Origin of the sequence: Bacteroides sp. Ga6A2, assembly GCF_000702225.1 — a bacterium.
Lineage (GTDB): Bacteria > Bacteroidota > Bacteroidia > Bacteroidales > Bacteroidaceae > Ga6A1.
This window is the reverse complement of the sequence record NZ_JNKX01000014.1, coordinates 55190-70433: the sequence shown is the minus strand read 5'-3', so window position 1 is coordinate 70433 and position 15244 is coordinate 55190. Positions and strand designations below refer to the sequence as shown.

The 15244-nt window shown below is 37.2% G+C and carries 13 protein-coding genes; all 13 read right to left on the bottom strand.

Annotated features, from left to right (window positions below; genetic code table 11):
- Nucleotides 1–113: 113 nt before the first annotated feature.
- The gene (locus T538_RS0104445; protein WP_051655872.1) at nucleotides 114–908 is read right to left on the bottom strand and encodes an alpha-1,2-fucosyltransferase; all 795 of its coding nucleotides are present in this window, start codon (nucleotides 906–908) and stop codon (nucleotides 114–116) included.
- Nucleotides 883–1707: an O-antigen ligase family protein gene (locus T538_RS17015; protein ID WP_034538877.1), complete on the bottom strand. Its 825-nt coding sequence runs from the start codon at nucleotides 1705–1707 to the stop codon at nucleotides 883–885. Before T538_RS17015 ends, T538_RS0104445 begins: the two co-directional genes overlap by 26 nt.
- A gap of 299 nt (nucleotides 1708–2006) precedes the next feature.
- Nucleotides 2007–3221 carry a glycosyltransferase family 4 protein gene (locus T538_RS0104435; RefSeq protein WP_031532379.1) on the bottom strand — a complete coding sequence of 405 codons (1215 nt, stop codon included), beginning with the start codon at nucleotides 3219–3221 and terminating at the stop codon, nucleotides 2007–2009.
- 15 nt (nucleotides 3222–3236) lie between these two features.
- On the bottom strand, nucleotides 3237–4196 hold the full coding sequence (locus T538_RS0104430; RefSeq protein WP_031532378.1) for an acyltransferase family protein: 960 nt from the start codon (nucleotides 4194–4196) through the stop codon (nucleotides 3237–3239).
- A 4-nt stretch (nucleotides 4197–4200) separates the two neighbouring features.
- Complete coding sequence (locus T538_RS0104425) at nucleotides 4201–5127, bottom strand: acyltransferase family protein (protein ID WP_031532377.1); 927 nt, start codon at nucleotides 5125–5127, stop codon at nucleotides 4201–4203.
- An 8-nt stretch (nucleotides 5128–5135) separates the two neighbouring features.
- The gene (locus tag T538_RS0104420) at nucleotides 5136–6137 is read right to left on the bottom strand and encodes an acyltransferase family protein (protein ID WP_031532376.1); all 1002 of its coding nucleotides are present in this window, start codon (nucleotides 6135–6137) and stop codon (nucleotides 5136–5138) included.
- Complete coding sequence (locus T538_RS0104415; RefSeq protein WP_031532375.1) at nucleotides 6098–7255, bottom strand: glycosyltransferase; 1158 nt, start codon at nucleotides 7253–7255, stop codon at nucleotides 6098–6100. The genes T538_RS0104420 and T538_RS0104415 overlap by 40 nt, the downstream gene beginning before the upstream one ends.
- Before the next feature lie 62 nt (nucleotides 7256–7317).
- The gene (locus T538_RS0104410) at nucleotides 7318–8142 is read right to left on the bottom strand and encodes a glucosamine inositolphosphorylceramide transferase family protein (protein WP_155992987.1); all 825 of its coding nucleotides are present in this window, start codon (nucleotides 8140–8142) and stop codon (nucleotides 7318–7320) included.
- 138 nt (nucleotides 8143–8280) lie between these two features.
- The gene (locus T538_RS0104405; protein ID WP_031532373.1) at nucleotides 8281–9429 is read right to left on the bottom strand and encodes an ATP-grasp domain-containing protein; all 1149 of its coding nucleotides are present in this window, start codon (nucleotides 9427–9429) and stop codon (nucleotides 8281–8283) included.
- Nucleotides 9430–9485: 56 nt separating this feature from the next.
- The gene (locus T538_RS0104400; protein ID WP_031532372.1) at nucleotides 9486–10652 is read right to left on the bottom strand and encodes a polysaccharide pyruvyl transferase family protein; all 1167 of its coding nucleotides are present in this window, start codon (nucleotides 10650–10652) and stop codon (nucleotides 9486–9488) included.
- A gap of 25 nt (nucleotides 10653–10677) precedes the next feature.
- On the bottom strand, nucleotides 10678–11910 hold the full coding sequence (locus T538_RS0104395; RefSeq protein ID WP_031532371.1) for a Coenzyme F420 hydrogenase/dehydrogenase, beta subunit C-terminal domain: 1233 nt from the start codon (nucleotides 11908–11910) through the stop codon (nucleotides 10678–10680).
- 5 nt (nucleotides 11911–11915) lie between these two features.
- Entirely contained in the window at nucleotides 11916–12485 is a 570-nt protein-coding gene (locus T538_RS0104390; protein WP_031532370.1) for a hypothetical protein, read from the bottom strand.
- 529 nt (nucleotides 12486–13014) lie between these two features.
- Nucleotides 13015–14559, bottom strand: coding sequence for an MATE family efflux transporter (locus tag T538_RS0104380; RefSeq protein WP_031532368.1), 1545 nt, complete (start codon nucleotides 14557–14559; stop codon nucleotides 13015–13017).
- Nucleotides 14560–15244 lie beyond the last annotated feature (685 nt).

Here is a 15244-nt window from a genome sequence, read left to right as displayed (position 1 = left end):
ACGAGGAAGAGTTGCCACAAATCGGAAATCATCATCAAGTAACCTGTATAACTCATCTACAGCTAATACTTGATGGTGACTCAGAATTAGAAAATAATACGAGTTCCATGACTTCACCAAAGATTCTCATTATTCTCAACAATCTCTTTAGAACTATCTTTTAACACGGGACCGAAATGTTTTCGGTAAAAAACACATGGCACCTGACCAAGAAACGCCCCCCAACCGGAAAAAGTGCTATCCGATCCTATCATATAACAACACTTGCTGATAGCGAAGATATCTGCTAAGGCATTCCCGAAAAAAACTCGTTTTACATCTGTCACAGATAGGAGTTCATTTAATTCATAATCACTTCCATCTGAAAATATTAAGAACTTGTAATCAGGATTTTGTTTCTTAAGTTCGTCTATCTTCAAAAGATACCAACTTATTGGGACTCTGAACTTTTCTGGATAATCGCCCATTCTTATATGAATAGCAACACAATTTGAAAAATCATATTCTTTAACGGACAAAAGAACGTTTGGTTTAACATGAATTTCTATATAGCGACAGATTTCTTTCGCATTATCTAATAGATCTGCGAAATACGGATCTAATCCCTCTATTACCTTTATTCTACGTTTACATACGGACAAAAGTAGTAACTTTTTTATACCGCTTATTTCATTAGCACTAGAAAACAACCCTAAATAGTGCCGTTTATCTTGCTGATGTCGAATATAAGGACCTAAAGACAGATTTGCCCACGTTGGAGTAATCAGTTCTCCGCCATGAGTCAATATTTGTTTTATTGCCCTTGCATAGACAAAGAGGCAATTTGCCAAACCACTTCCAGACAAACGTACAAAAGGAAGTGCACAGATTGCTGCAGGCAATTTAGGATATACGTACTTGTCCATCATGCTTAGATTGTTGTTGATAAAATGATAAAATAGCAAGAGACATAAAGAAAAAATTGGTTGTAAAGTTATTTACCCCGACAAAGATATCTTCATTCATTGCTGCAAAGATAATAGCAACAACAAGTGCAAAGTGGCGCTTAACATTTAGGTCATCTACCCTATACAACTTTCTAATTCTCCATAGGCATTCGAACAACACTACAAACCAGATACTTGCAAAAAGGCAGCCCATTTGTTCAAAGGTAGTTAAATACCCGTTATGCGCGCCAAGTTCCGTCAGGAATTCAGCATCACCATAGTTTGTAAAGTTAAAACCATTACCATCCCACATGTGTTGTCCTATCATCCACAAAGCTGCCATACGTTGTTTTTCTCGATCCATAGAAATGGAACCGTCCAAAGTTCCAACCAAACGATTAACGGCCTCTACTTCAAGTCCGATGATTGGTAAGACAAAAACAAAGAACAACATGGCAAATAATCCAACAGCAATAAGCTTGGGCGATAGCTTATACTTGAACAAAACCATAATAAGCAACATTGCTAAGGTATTTCGGCTATGACCTGTGACAACACATAATATGCAGAACCATAAAATGATTTTTTCTACCAGATTAAGTTTTTTATCTTTAAATAGGAAACAAGAAGCACCAATCAGTGCTATAAAACTTCCAGCATTTGGATTGAAGAAACCATATGATCTGAAGCCAGAATATGACACATAGTTAAAGCCAACAAATAGTAAAATGCCAATAAATATACCCAAGTGGTGTATATATTTTTTGAAAATAATAATCATAATGTACCGCTATACTGCATAACAGAATACCAAAAGTGGCAATTTTTGCAATAACATATATGACATTCTCTAAATTCAAGGTATTTAAGCCTACTGTAAACTGATAACCAATATACAGCATAGCCCACCACAAAAAAATGGGCACTTCTTTAATCCTTTACGAATCACTTTTACATCACCAATGCATACGAATACACTTAATGCCAGTACGATATAAAAAACTATCTTCGATATGGATGCCAAGAGAAAATATTCTGCCGTCACATTAACAAGCAGAAACATCAGTAACAAGTATTTTCTCATAAATTTTTTATAAACTTCAAGAAATTCATAATTAATACAATTATATCTATTGGGCAACATAGGGTTTGTGTTTCCCTATGAAGATAATAATTCGCTATCAAATCGGCCAAACCGGCATAATCGTGAGGTTGTATCAACCACTTGACGCGTTCTTCCGGAGCGATGACTTCTGCAGCCCCTTGGTTATATACGCCCATGAATGGCACACCGCATGCGTATGCTTCTGTATAGACACACCCAAAGCCTTCATAGACACTGGGCAGTACGAACAAGTCCAACGACCTGTAATAGTCTGGCAACTTATCATGTGGGACTTCATTTGGCCATTCTACATATTCCTCCAAGCCATGCTCCCTGATGTAATTCTCACACATCGGACGCGTTTCACCCGTCCCCAATAGTGACAGACGCATATTGGTATATCCCTTCTTTATTAGAATATCGAAAGCCTTGATGAGCGTTATGTGATCCTTAAGTTCTTGGAAATTGCCGATACATCCAATCCTAAAATAATCATGTTGCTTCTTAATTTCTGGATTAAACAGACTTGTATCTACTCCGTTGTACAGGATATAAGTCTTACGCGATTTAAGACTTGGGAAATCCTTCAAATGCTCTAGTCTTGCCAAATAACTGGGATAGATCTCCTCCGGACGGGCTTTCGGGAATGCCAACAGGTTGTCCTGAACAGGTGTACTAATGCTTATCAGCAAGTCTGCCCTTTCAAAAGCCTCCAGGCTCTTTCTTGCACGATACCTTACGTTCCATCGCTTATCAGCCCATTTCCCGTTGCGCAGTGTATAGGGGTCTAAGTCATGGAACTGAACCAGTACCTTTGCGTTAGGATTCACCTTTCTTACACCAAATCCAAAAGCAGCATGACTGGCTGTGTGACAATGCACAAAGGCCACGTCCATTGGATCTATTCCTATCTGACGCAGTTTCCTCACGAACAGCGTTCCTACTAACCCCTCTGTCAGGCCGTTGAGAATATATGATGGCATGAGAAATGGACGAATCGAGTATACATGCACCCCATCAATGTCATAGTCCTCCTCCTTTGAGTTTAGAGAATTCGTTTTAAACACCACCACCTCAAAGTCCGAATTCCTTTTGATAGCCTTGACCTGATCCAACACATAGGCACCCTGCCAGTGTGTAGGAGAAGGGAAGAATGGGGTAACACATATATAGATATTATTGACACTCATAATATAAACGATTCATTAAACTCCCAATATCTTTCTTAGTTTATAGAATACCAAAGTAACAAGCGCTGTACCACCCAAAAACATATAAAGAGCATCTACCGTCATGTAATGAACTATAAACAAGTGTGTTTTGTAATGGACCAAATACACATCATAAGAAGATGAGCCCAACCACTTAGGTAACGTGCTAATCGTTATATTGTAGTGGGTAAAAACTAGTAACATCAAAGTTAAACTAATATAGTTACCCCATCCATGCATCAAGTAATTATCATGACGAAACATCCACAACAATATTATAGCAACGATTCCCATAACAATAAGTATCACGATATTATTTAATGTCCGCTTGATTAATTCCGGGACCTCTGCCACAGCAATGCCAAGAAAGAACAAAGGAACACTTAGAGAAGATCCGATACCCGTCAAACGTATTGTCCAATAAGCCGCGAATCCAAAGATTATGAGCTTTATTAGTTGCAAAAATAATGTGGTGGGGGGGGCAATTCTGTAAAGGCAAAAGAAGCCATACATAATGATGATCGTTTGAACAAACCACATCACTTCATCATTGAACCTCCACAGAATACCTAGGAAATAATGCTTGTTACAAAGCAAATCTAAGTCCACCATCCAAGCTATTCCCAGCCAAATAGCTGATACTAAGACAGCCGGCAGCCACGTCTTCACCAATCGTCTTTTAATAAATTCTATTGGGCTAAGATGATGTTTCATGTCACTCATCATCAGCCCGAAACCACTTAGAAAAAAGAATATCGCCACACCGAGATATCCCCCTGTAGCAGCAAACACTTTATATATGATATTTGAAGACAAGTCATTAGCAAGTACATAACCACTATAATGGCTCATTGCAACCATCATACATGCAATGAACTTCAAGGCATCCGTTACATTTCTATCTAAATAGATGTCTTTTTGACTTTTATCTGCTTTTTGAATTTCCAAGAACATATTCTTACAATATCTTACTCAAATACTTATTGTTATGAAAGACAGTTTCCACAACGATGCAACACGCAATGACTGCAATCGTTACTCCACCTATTGCGATAATCTCCAGAACAAGGCCTTTCCCTGCAAACAAATTGCCCCCCCCCCCAAGGTCTGGAAGGAAGAAATTATTAAGGGCATAAATCGCCAACGAGCTCCTTCCTATTTTGCTGACAATCGCCATTTTCTTGCCAGCGACCTCTCTATGATACAAAACAGACTGTACCACAATAATTCCGGCAATAGCAGCTACAATCTGTATATAGTTGTTTGCTACGTCTGCCTTATACCACGTCAAAAGGAAAATGACCAAAGCAATTACGAAAAGAATCTGATTGTTTAAAACAAAGTCATTCACTTTTTCATACTTTCTGCACACCCACCCGAAAAGGAAAGGAAGTGAATACATACAAAGCCATGGAGCTGGCAGATAGCCACTATAGCCCATGAATTTTAACACCGCAGAAACGGTTGGGATTATCATGAGGGCAATGCAATATATGTATGGATTCCTAAGGTGGCGAAATAATATAAAATCCAGCACAATGATAATCAATGTCAGGAGGAAAAGCACATAGAAGAACCAATAGAATATGCATAAAGTATTAAAGAATCCCCATCCCATGTATTCTGCCATCACTACCGTTACAGTAATCCATGGAGGTAACAGTCTGGCTGCTTTATGCTTCAGTCTTCCAAGAAAATCCTCCACATTATCAATCTCCTTATACAGCAGATAGCCAGATACATAAAAGAATGCCGGCATGTTGAAGAAAAACATCTTCTCTATTGTACAGTTTTCCACTCTAAAGGTAAACAGAATCACATGCCCCATTACCATCAGAAAGATGGCAATGCCTTTGATCTGGTCAAGATATTCTAATCTTTTCATTACGTCTATTATTTTCTATAGCCTATCAGCCATGGTGTATATTTTTGCAGCAACGGGAAAACGGCTGTAAGAATCAAAACGATGGCAATATCTCCAAGAAGAGTTACACCTAGGTGATACTGATAGTGAACAGCCTTCTGCAAATTAATCATTACCATCATGTGAAGACACATAATGACTATCGAGGCTGAAGATATTCGCATGATAAGTTTTGAGTTAAACTGGTCAAGCAACACACAAACGCCAAAGAATGACACCAAGCCTGCTGCTGTTCCAGCCAAGCCCCAAAGTCCTTTTACATTCCCAACAAGATAGTTACAGTTTCCTTGAAGTCGGCAAACGTAAAGACAAGCAATAAAAGCAATTGGTATTGCTATTGCCCAGATCCATTTTGACACATGTATCTTTTCGCGGTATTTCTTGATGTAGTAACCAGTGGCGAACCACAGACATCCTGCCACACCAGCATTAAAGCAAAGAGGACTCTGTGGATTATATATCTGTATCGCAATAAATGTTGCCATCCACAAAATCGCAATAACTACCTTCTTCCATAAATGCCCTCCCATCTCAAAAGCATACAGTATATATTTACACCAAATAAGAGCTAACAGGAACCATGATGTACCGCAGAATAAATCACCAGGAATACCAACAACTGTCTGATATAAAGTATCCATAAATGATGCCCATTCCGGATCAATACCCAACAACAGCTTTATTAAGGCCGTCACTAATATATAAATCATCCATATCGCATTAAAAAGAATGTAGGGAATTAGGAGAGTCCTGATATTTGATTGTGTTATCGCTTTTAAGCCCTTGTCTGTCTTAAACAGATATCCACTTACCACAAAGAACAATGGCATGTGAATCATAAATATCATGGGATTGATATCGTCCTGAGCATAATTACTATGCCCCATCACAACCAAAAGAATTCCTAAGGCCTTGGCCCAGTCTATCCAGTTTATTCTTTGCATATAGTATGAGTTTCTAGTTTTATCCATTTATCTATTATTTTATCTAAATAGAAATCACGTGCTCTGCATATTGCCTTCCGTTGGAGTGTCTTTAAAGTTTTCCCATCTGATAATAATTCAACAACCTTTTGGGCATATTTTTTTTCATCAAAACAAGGAATGGTAATTCCAGCATCAGCAATGATTTCCTTAGGCGAAATAGGACAATCAAAACTAACACATGGTACTCCATAGTACATCGCCTCTATAAGAACAAGTCCAAAGCCCTCCGTATCCGACGTCATCAGCAGAAGGTCGGCATGTGTATATATATCATCTGTCGATCTGCAAAAACCACAAAAGACGACATTTTGCAGATTCTCTTTACGAATGTATGTTTCCATCACACTACGCGCAGTCCCCTCTCCATAAATAGAGAGTTTGAGCTGAGGCATCACATGAGAAATGCGCTTCCAGATACGAAGTAATCGCAAAACACCCTTTTCATGAGAAAGACGCCCCACAAAGACCACATTGTTATTTTTTAGAGATGAGTGTATAAGACTATCTTTACTTTTAGATAGGAAATTAGGAATTACAGCTATCTGTTCATCCCGTACTTTTATGTTAAGTTTTTTCAATTCACCTATTGCAGCATTTGACAACACTATAAGTTTCGAAATCCGCGACAATATCCTATGCCTTCGGTAACGCCTTCCAAACTCGCAAAAAAGCGATAGGTATCGTACAAATAATCCTTTTTTATTAATATTGGATCTTAGAGAGGCTTCATACCCTACAATAGACCAATGAAAGACCTGAGCGACACGCTTACCGGTAGGAAGTGCAGTTATAATATCATACGTTTGATTGATTAATACAGAAGGCTTCTGTTCCTTAATTATATTTCTCAGGGTTTTCCGTAAAACATAATCACTCAGAATTGAAAATGAAAGTTTATTCCATATTTTAGAGGCGATACCCATCCATTTAGCATACTCCTCCTCACTTAAAGAAAGTACATGCTCATCCTCACCTTCGTAAGGAACAAGAGATAGCAGACATACATCCTCCCCTGCAGCACGCAGTGCATGTAGAAGGTTTAATGATTGTATTTCTGTACCTCCTCGAAGATTGGCATTCTCTATTACAAATAGGATGGACATATTAGCTTAAAAGTGAAATAATACTTTCTGTTTATAATCCTCTTTGACTTTTATTCACATTCTCAATATGGTTTATTATCTTTTAATCCCAACAATTTCAGTATCTTTATACGGATTCTCTCAAGAAAGAAAGATGTACCATAACCTGCATCGGTTGCTACAATTGTTTTACCTTTAAACTGAGTAAAGTTAATTTGATGTCCACCCTCGCGAAAGAAAGCTTCGTCTTGTGGCATTATATTCTCTCTAACCAGATGCTCTTTATAGATTGTGGGGGTCAGTTCGTCTATCTCCATGATATGCGTCTGACCTCCATATCTTGTCACACAATCCTGAGTAGGACGATATAATTTTCCATCAATCTCAATCAGACTACCAGCACAACGCCCATATTTGTTTCCTTCACAAACAGGAGAAGCCGGATGCAAAGCGTATGGTCCTTTCAAACCTTTTGACGTGTAGAGTTCTAAAAAATACCCGTTGTTTTTATAATATGATGTAAAGAGATAATACACGCCATCCTTCTTATAGATACAACTGTCAGCAAAGTCAAATTTTATTTCATTCCAATCCTCCTGTTTACGTTCAAGGATAACACTATCAACCACCCATTCCGTCAATTCTTCGTTGACAGCTCTATATAGACGTATGTTATGGTCACATCCTGTCTCTGGCATCATATAGACAACACCATCCTCTTCGAACACCCACGGGTAAGAAAAGTGGCAATCCGGTTCCTGAGTGATTTGAAGAGGTTCTGACCAATGCTGAAGATCCTCAGTATATGTCATCTTGATTACTCCGAGCCCTTTTCCAATTGGCATATACTCATAGAAAAGATAGAGTGTATCCCCTTTCACGAAGAGGAAAGGATCTGCCTGCATCATTGGTGGATAGAACAAACTATACCAATGACTATGAGACATCCTCAAGATACTCTTACGCTCTTTAGTAAGAAATGGCATACCATTCTGGATAGAAACATCTATTGTAAAACAACCGCTCTGCTGCATAAATCACCTGAGTTATAAAATATGAAGTTTATGTAAAACAAGTTTTATGTTCTGCCAAATGACAAACATAAAGGGCTTGGGATCTTTAAAGTTCAATACGAAAAAAGCACGTGTACGCGACAAATCTCTCAGCCATTCAAAGAAAGAAATTCGACGATGTATGACATCCGAAAAGTCTGACCACTGCATTATGTATAGAGACTTTTTCAGTTGTGACAAATTAATTTGAGACTCGGCTAATTTCCCGTCAGCCCCATAAAGATACCAAAGGAAAGGGTAATTATATCCTGCAGACGTATAAAGGTAATTTGCCCCGTCATTCCGCATATTTATTTCTAGGAAATAATACAATCCTTTTTTATTTATAAATTCGACACTAAACAAACCCTCATAACCGATAGATTGGATAAATTGCTTAATTGCATCATAATTAACACGAGAATAAAGAGACTTGCTTTCTAATACATCATACTGAGACTGCCTGTCATAGTAATCTCTTATTTTTCTGCATATAGCATTAATTAAAACATCTTTCCCATGATTATATGATAAGCCATTGATATCTATTTCATAATCTTTATCAATGTACTCTTGCACTAAAACATCTTCTCCTGTATTTAATCTCTCGCGCAGTTCCTCCTCCGTATGGATAATACCGGTCCCATTTTTCCCATCCAATGAACTATTCTGAGGCTTTGAAAAACATGGATAGATGATATCCTTTGGAATAGAATCATAACCACTCAAATGCCAAGTTTTTATCGTCTTTAATCCGCATTTCTCTGCCAAAGGAATCATATTAGACTTATTCATGAAATAATTAATTCTTCCTTGGCTACCTGCGTTAAAGAAATGGAACTTGTCCTTTAACTCATCGTAATGGTCATCAAGCAAAGAAACCGAAACATCACTGCCACACAGAATTGTTGGCTTGTAATCCTCATTCCAAAAATCACGTTTAAGAAGTGTTATTATCTCGTCCTCATCCTGCAAATGATACATCTTCGTGATATATTTACTGAATCGCAGGTTACATGCAGCGAAACTCTCCTGGTGCTCCAAAAAAAGATACACAGGAAGCCCTTTCTCTCCAATGCTGCGGATAAGTCCTAGAGTATTGTGGTGGTTTCCACCAATAACTATTACTTTGGTTTGTTGCATAAAGGGCCAATGTTACTCCATGAAACAAATATTCAACTCAATAATAGAATCAAGGCTTATGAATTCAACGCTTTGATTAGGAAATCTTCACTATTTTTCCTCTGTTCATTAAGGCGTTCTTCCACAGAGATCCAATCTATAGATAACATCAAAATATCATTGATAAGGCGATTATCCGTCAAAATACGATCGGCCAATCCAAGATTTTCAAGAAATGACACTAACCTATCATTACCTCCGCTATACATACCTTTGATTGGTATAGACACAAAGGGACGATGCATCAAAATAGCAAAAACAACACCATGAAAAGATGTAGTTACAACATAGTCAGCATGATAAACACAATCAAGCCATTCCGGGATAGTTAATAGCAAATTTTCATATCCTGAAATTATGTCAAAACTTGGATAATAACCTGAAGCACTCACAGATTTCAGTTCAAGTTCATTTGCATTTATAAACTCCTCTATCTGATTCCATGATAGATCATTTTTATCAATAACATTCACATAGTACAAAAAAAGGTAGGGCTTCACTTTTTTATCCTTTTGAATAAAGGGCATGTAAACCTCCGCTCCTACAAGACAAGTAGGATCCAATACTACCTGAACATTTTCAACTCCTGCATTTTTGCTATATGTCTGCGCTTTGTTTTCACGAACGCTGATAGCAGTAAACCCTGTTGTCAAATTCCTAAAAAGTTCATATTCGTGCTTTTCAAGTTTACGACCAAAACTAGCGGCATAAGAAATGCGTTTTGTCTTTTTATCGCCAAACTGCAGATACCATGCCAAAGCTGATTTACTGTTGACATCAGGGCTCCAGACCTGATCACTACCAACAATATATACATCTGCTTCTGGGGGAGTTTCTTGCAGTTCGCTCAACGTAGCATAGTACTTTGTCTGTTCTATATTTTCCGCCTTAAACTGTACGAATTCACGTTTCTTGTTACGCTTTGCATTAATTTCTCTCTGCCTTTGCATTGCTTTTACACTATTATATGCATCGCAGTATTTTTTAGAAAAAAGACATAAAATGCCACGAACAATATCTTTAACAGGGGATAGGATATCTTTCTGTGGTGCGTCTTCTACCTCATATTGGATAAGAAACGGCTGATGTCCAAGGCCCTTTAAATATTGCTGGAGTGCATAGCACTGAAGCAATTGGCCATAATTATCATCTGACGCAGAATGTGTAAGAACGCCTATTTTCATAATTCTACTCTTTGTGTTAAATAATTCATTCTCGATGTGTTATCAACCAAAACTTTCTAACAAGCTTGTCCACGAATCTTCGAGAAGTAAGTTTTGTAATCACTTGATTAAAAGACATGTTCTTTTGTTTAAAGAAATATGCACGGTAAGGAGCAGATACAGATTGCTCTGCCGCAGCATTGATACGAAGAATATCATTATAAGGAACTTCACAACTTAAGCAACCGATACTTTCAAATGCCTGTTCTCCCTTTACTGTTAATAATAGAACCGCAGAAATTCCCGTATCATCATCTTCAATTATATTACCTTGATATCCCCAATAGTCAGCGATTGTTAAATCCGCCCCGCTCTTAAATTGCTTGGCCGGGCATTTTTCGCAGATTGGACGAAGATAATAATCGTTGAGAAAACCTTTTAAGAAAGAGTTCTCATGTAGCGTGCTTGAAATCGTTTCTAATCTGTTATTTCTACAATCAATTTCTTCAAATACACTGAGGGCAAGGCTGAAAGTTTTCCAACCTTTTCTCTTGTCTCTGAAAGAGATCTTTCTAATTTGTACCCCATCTGGCAGGATAATATCCTCCTTGGGTATATGGGGAACAGAACTACATTTATTAGGCTTGTCGTACCTTTTCTGTGCCGCGAATTGATCAATCTCTTCTTGTAAATACCAGCGGAACACTTTGGGAGATGGAACACCATGACAAATAAAATCAACAGCAAGTAGATTCTCATAATCTTTGCCGAGGAATTTTTTTAGCCCAGCAATCTGACAAGGTGTACCGGTGAAAAGTACAAAACGTCCATCTTTTAGAAATTCTTCCGCTTGTTTATATGAATTACCTATTATACTCTGAACATATTTTGACCCCCGAAAAGCGGAGAGGCCGCCCTTATTATCCGTATACTTATGAACCACCTGCCATTTTTCGTTCCAAGCTGCGCCAAATACCACCCCACCCTGATCTAAAACCTTTTCTGCCAACATTGTAAAAATACCACCACTTGAACTTTCTTTACGAATGGTTTCATCTGGATTAGTTGCAGCATAGCAATTAATAGGAACACGTTTGTCATCCCGATGAATAACTGGACAAACTTTCTCGCACATGCCACAATCAATACAAGCAGAGTCATCAACAGAAGGATATAAAAATCCTTCAATATCTTCTTGCATAGAAATGCATTGCTTAGGACAACGCTGGACACATGCGCCACAACCACAGCATTGCTGTTTATGATCGAGTTGAATCATAGAACTTATTTGTTTTGTATATATTCAACTTCGAGACGAATAACCTTTGCTCGCCCTCCTCCCCACCACCAACTTACTTCTGCGAACGAACTCCTATTCTGACATATAAGCTCCTTAGCTCGTCCTATGAACCACATGTCTGCGACAGCATCTACCATAGAATGATATTGCTTATTGGGGAGTTCGTGTACTCTATCTCCGTAACGAGTTGAAAACGCATCACTGATATCCCTATTAAAACATGAAATGTAAAAATGTTGAGAAGGGTCATAAGAGTCCATTACATTAAAATAACGCTCTAAGGAAACAACTCCCATAGTATCTCCTTTTGACTTTGAAGCACGAATTTGAACCGCAACATAATTCAATTGAAGATGACATTCATCAATTCTTTTCTGGACATTGGCAGATGGCTGCAATTGTCTAAAAAAGACTTGATATACTTCTTTTGCCCATCCAGGGGTGTTATTGTAAAGACAGTATAGTGTTTTGTAGCCTCTTCCGTCAAAAGGAAGTTTTTCTGTCAAAATTTCTGGTACCCATAATTGCCAAAACTCAGTAGTTGTCTTTGGCAATGATGGATATTGATAAACTCTCGACCATCTTATTCTTTGAGACGCATTTGAAACCAGGCGCATCCGACATTATAAATAGATTATTGAAAGAATCAACCATCCAATGATCTAGCATCCAGTAAAGTGTGATATTATCTTTCCCAAACCAAGTGTAGGTGTTAGCCAACGCAAACAACCGATTACCCAAACCAATTTGTTTATTGCCTAAAACGACATACTTACGTTTTGTAGATTTGTGCTTAATGTAATAGAATGAACTGAGAATAATATCTCCCAATTTATATCTTAACTTGACATAGAAATTTGCCATTGTTATGTTGAATATTCTTTACCAATTTATAAACTTATGCACCATCACATTTTCCCCACCTGAAGAAATCATAGATTGGTTATTATTCATTCGCTTGAAAATGTAAATGTATATAGTGGGGAGCAAGAATAATAAAAATGCGGTAACTACAAATTGTATTAGTTTCAGATACACCTAAGTATGGATTATCATAAACACCGCTGGAGCCAATAATATTGATTATTTCTTGATTCTAGAAACAACTGTTTTTATCCTCCCATATATGAAGTGTCGTTCACCTGTTGTCATCCCCATAAAGAAGAATGTTACACATACAACAATGATAGATATGCCTATCATAGCGCAAGAAGTTGCAACAGTATATGGTAAAGCATTCTTCAAAAGCCTCATAGAAACAAATGATACGGATGCAACCATAATACACGGTATTATGCACTTTCGAATAAAGGATGAGATTGACAATTTAATCATATGGCGGATAAGGAATAACCTTACAACCGTAGCAATTATTGCAACAGCAATATGCACATAAAACACGGACTCAGGATTACCACCTAGTTTAAGCGCCACATAAGAAATAGGAAAAATCATTACGACTATCGTCCCTATGACTGATTGATATAACTTAACCTTGCCTGTTGCCGCAGCCGCAGTCATTAGAGGATTTGACATAGCATCTATAATACAAATGCACAACATTAGTTGTAGAAAAATAGCCGTATAATTTGGCACAGTTTTCAACCATAAAGAAAGGATAAATTCACTCTCAATTATTATTGGCAAAGACAAGCAGAACAATAAAAAAAACGAAAACTTGGAACTGCGAAAAATGAGTGAATGCATTGCATCTATTTCCGAGTTCGCGTATGTTTTGGTTATCTGAGGATTAATAGCTGTCTGAAAATTTGAAGCAAAAATAGAGACTGCTGATTGGACCTGTACAGCTATACCTCTTGCTGCATTAACTACAGGGCAAAAAAACATATTTAATAGAATATTAACACCTTGAGTAAATAAAGCGTATGAAGCACTTCCCCAAAGATTCCATCCGGCAAATGATATCATTTCTTTGAGTAATCTCTTGTCCCACAAAAATGTGAATTTACTCTCCTCAAAATGCTTACGACAATACCATGAATAAATAAAACGAACAGATAATTGGATTGTAAAAAGAAGGATTGAATAGGATATTAACCTATCAATAGGAATATAAACAAATAGAAAAACAATCAATAACTTGGAAACAGCCTCATAAATAGAGATATAGGCAAAAGCAGACATTTGTTCGTGGGCTATGATACAAGCGTTGTACGGGATACTCCACATATAGACAACCATTGACAGCAACCCAACCTGATAAGCGACTATTGCGGCCGTCATCCTCCCTTCAGGAATAACAAGTTTATTTAGAACAAACCACAAACCGACAGTCTCTCCAAAGAACACAATAACGCCAACAATTAGCAGATGGGCTAATAAAGCTGTCGAGAAAACATCCTTGATGTACTTATCATCACACTTACCCAGAGCAAACGTAATATAGCGAGAGGTACTTGTACTCATAGCTCCACTAACAAAACTCATCAATGTAACAAAACCTCCTACAACATTATAAATACCATAATCTTCTACTCCAAGAATTTGAAGAATCACACGACTTGTATACAATGATATAACCATTGTAAGCATCGTGCGCATATACAGAAGAAAGGTGTTCTTCGCTATGCGTTGGTTATTAACAACATTAGGTTTCGTTTCGGCCATAATCTTAGAACTTTTATCTATTGTTTTTCCATATCCTTAAATGTCTTCATATATTTGTGACCTTAAATTATATATAAAGCACTCAACCAATAGAACGTCAAGATATAGATCTTTCTTTATAATAATAAGAAAGAGAATTATATTTTCCCAGACTCTGCTTTTTTCGTACTCCAAATTCTTACTTTCTGCTTGCTATCCCCTTACTACGTCTATGGTCACATCCTTATTTAGAAGGAGAACTACATCGATATGATTTTATATTATCGTATTTTCTAAAAAAGCAAAAATGGAGATTTTGCACATCAAATTCAAGACAAATTTCTGGGGTCTCCACATTTTTGAATGTGAATTCCATTTAATTGCTCAATAGACTTTTTGTCTCGTATGTACTTATAAGGAAGCGACATGTAAAGACTTAAAATTAACCACACGTTCAGAATGTGTTCTAATGCAAAGAGTCCTCACAAATCGTATCAGAATTCAATTATTAGATAAGGTTTTCCGACCCTAAGAACACCACCTCTTGCGAAGAGATACTTCTAAACGGCTCACAAAAGTACAAATAATATTGTATTTAGCCAAGAAAATAAAAAGAAAATCAAACATCTGTTTAAAACAGAAATTCGTTATTTACTGAAAATCAAAGAAATATAATTAAAGTTTTTTTTACAGATATTGACAATAA

Excerpts from the sequence above, each read along its gene's own strand:
- T538_RS0104425 (WP_031532377.1), bottom strand. The coding sequence starts at position 5,127 with ATGAAAAGATTAGAATATCTTGACCAGATCAAAGGCATTGCCATCTTT.
- T538_RS0104410 (WP_155992987.1), bottom strand. The coding sequence starts at position 8,142 with ATGATGCAGGCAGATCCTTTCCTCTTCGTGAAAGGGGATACACTCTAT.
- T538_RS0104395 (WP_031532371.1), bottom strand. The coding sequence starts at position 11,910 with ATGATTCAACTCGATCATAAACAGCAATGCTGTGGTTGTGGCGCATGT.
- T538_RS0104445 (WP_051655872.1), bottom strand. The coding sequence starts at position 908 with ATGATGGACAAGTACGTATATCCTAAATTGCCTGCAGCAATCTGTGCA.
- T538_RS0104415 (WP_031532375.1), bottom strand. The coding sequence starts at position 7,255 with ATGTCCATCCTATTTGTAATAGAGAATGCCAATCTTCGAGGAGGTACA.
- T538_RS0104380 (WP_031532368.1), bottom strand. The coding sequence starts at position 14,559 with ATGGCCGAAACGAAACCTAATGTTGTTAATAACCAACGCATAGCGAAG.
- T538_RS0104435 (WP_031532379.1), bottom strand. The coding sequence starts at position 3,221 with ATGAGTGTCAATAATATCTATATATGTGTTACCCCATTCTTCCCTTCT.
- T538_RS0104405 (WP_031532373.1), bottom strand. The coding sequence starts at position 9,429 with ATGCAACAAACCAAAGTAATAGTTATTGGTGGAAACCACCACAATACT.
- T538_RS0104420 (WP_031532376.1), bottom strand. The coding sequence starts at position 6,137 with ATGGATAAAACTAGAAACTCATACTATATGCAAAGAATAAACTGGATA.
- T538_RS0104430 (WP_031532378.1), bottom strand. The coding sequence starts at position 4,196 with ATGTTCTTGGAAATTCAAAAAGCAGATAAAAGTCAAAAAGACATCTAT.
- T538_RS17015 (WP_034538877.1), bottom strand. The coding sequence starts at position 1,707 with ATGATTATTATTTTCAAAAAATATATACACCACTTGGGTATATTTATT.
- T538_RS0104400 (WP_031532372.1), bottom strand. The coding sequence starts at position 10,652 with ATGAAAATAGGCGTTCTTACACATTCTGCGTCAGATGATAATTATGGC.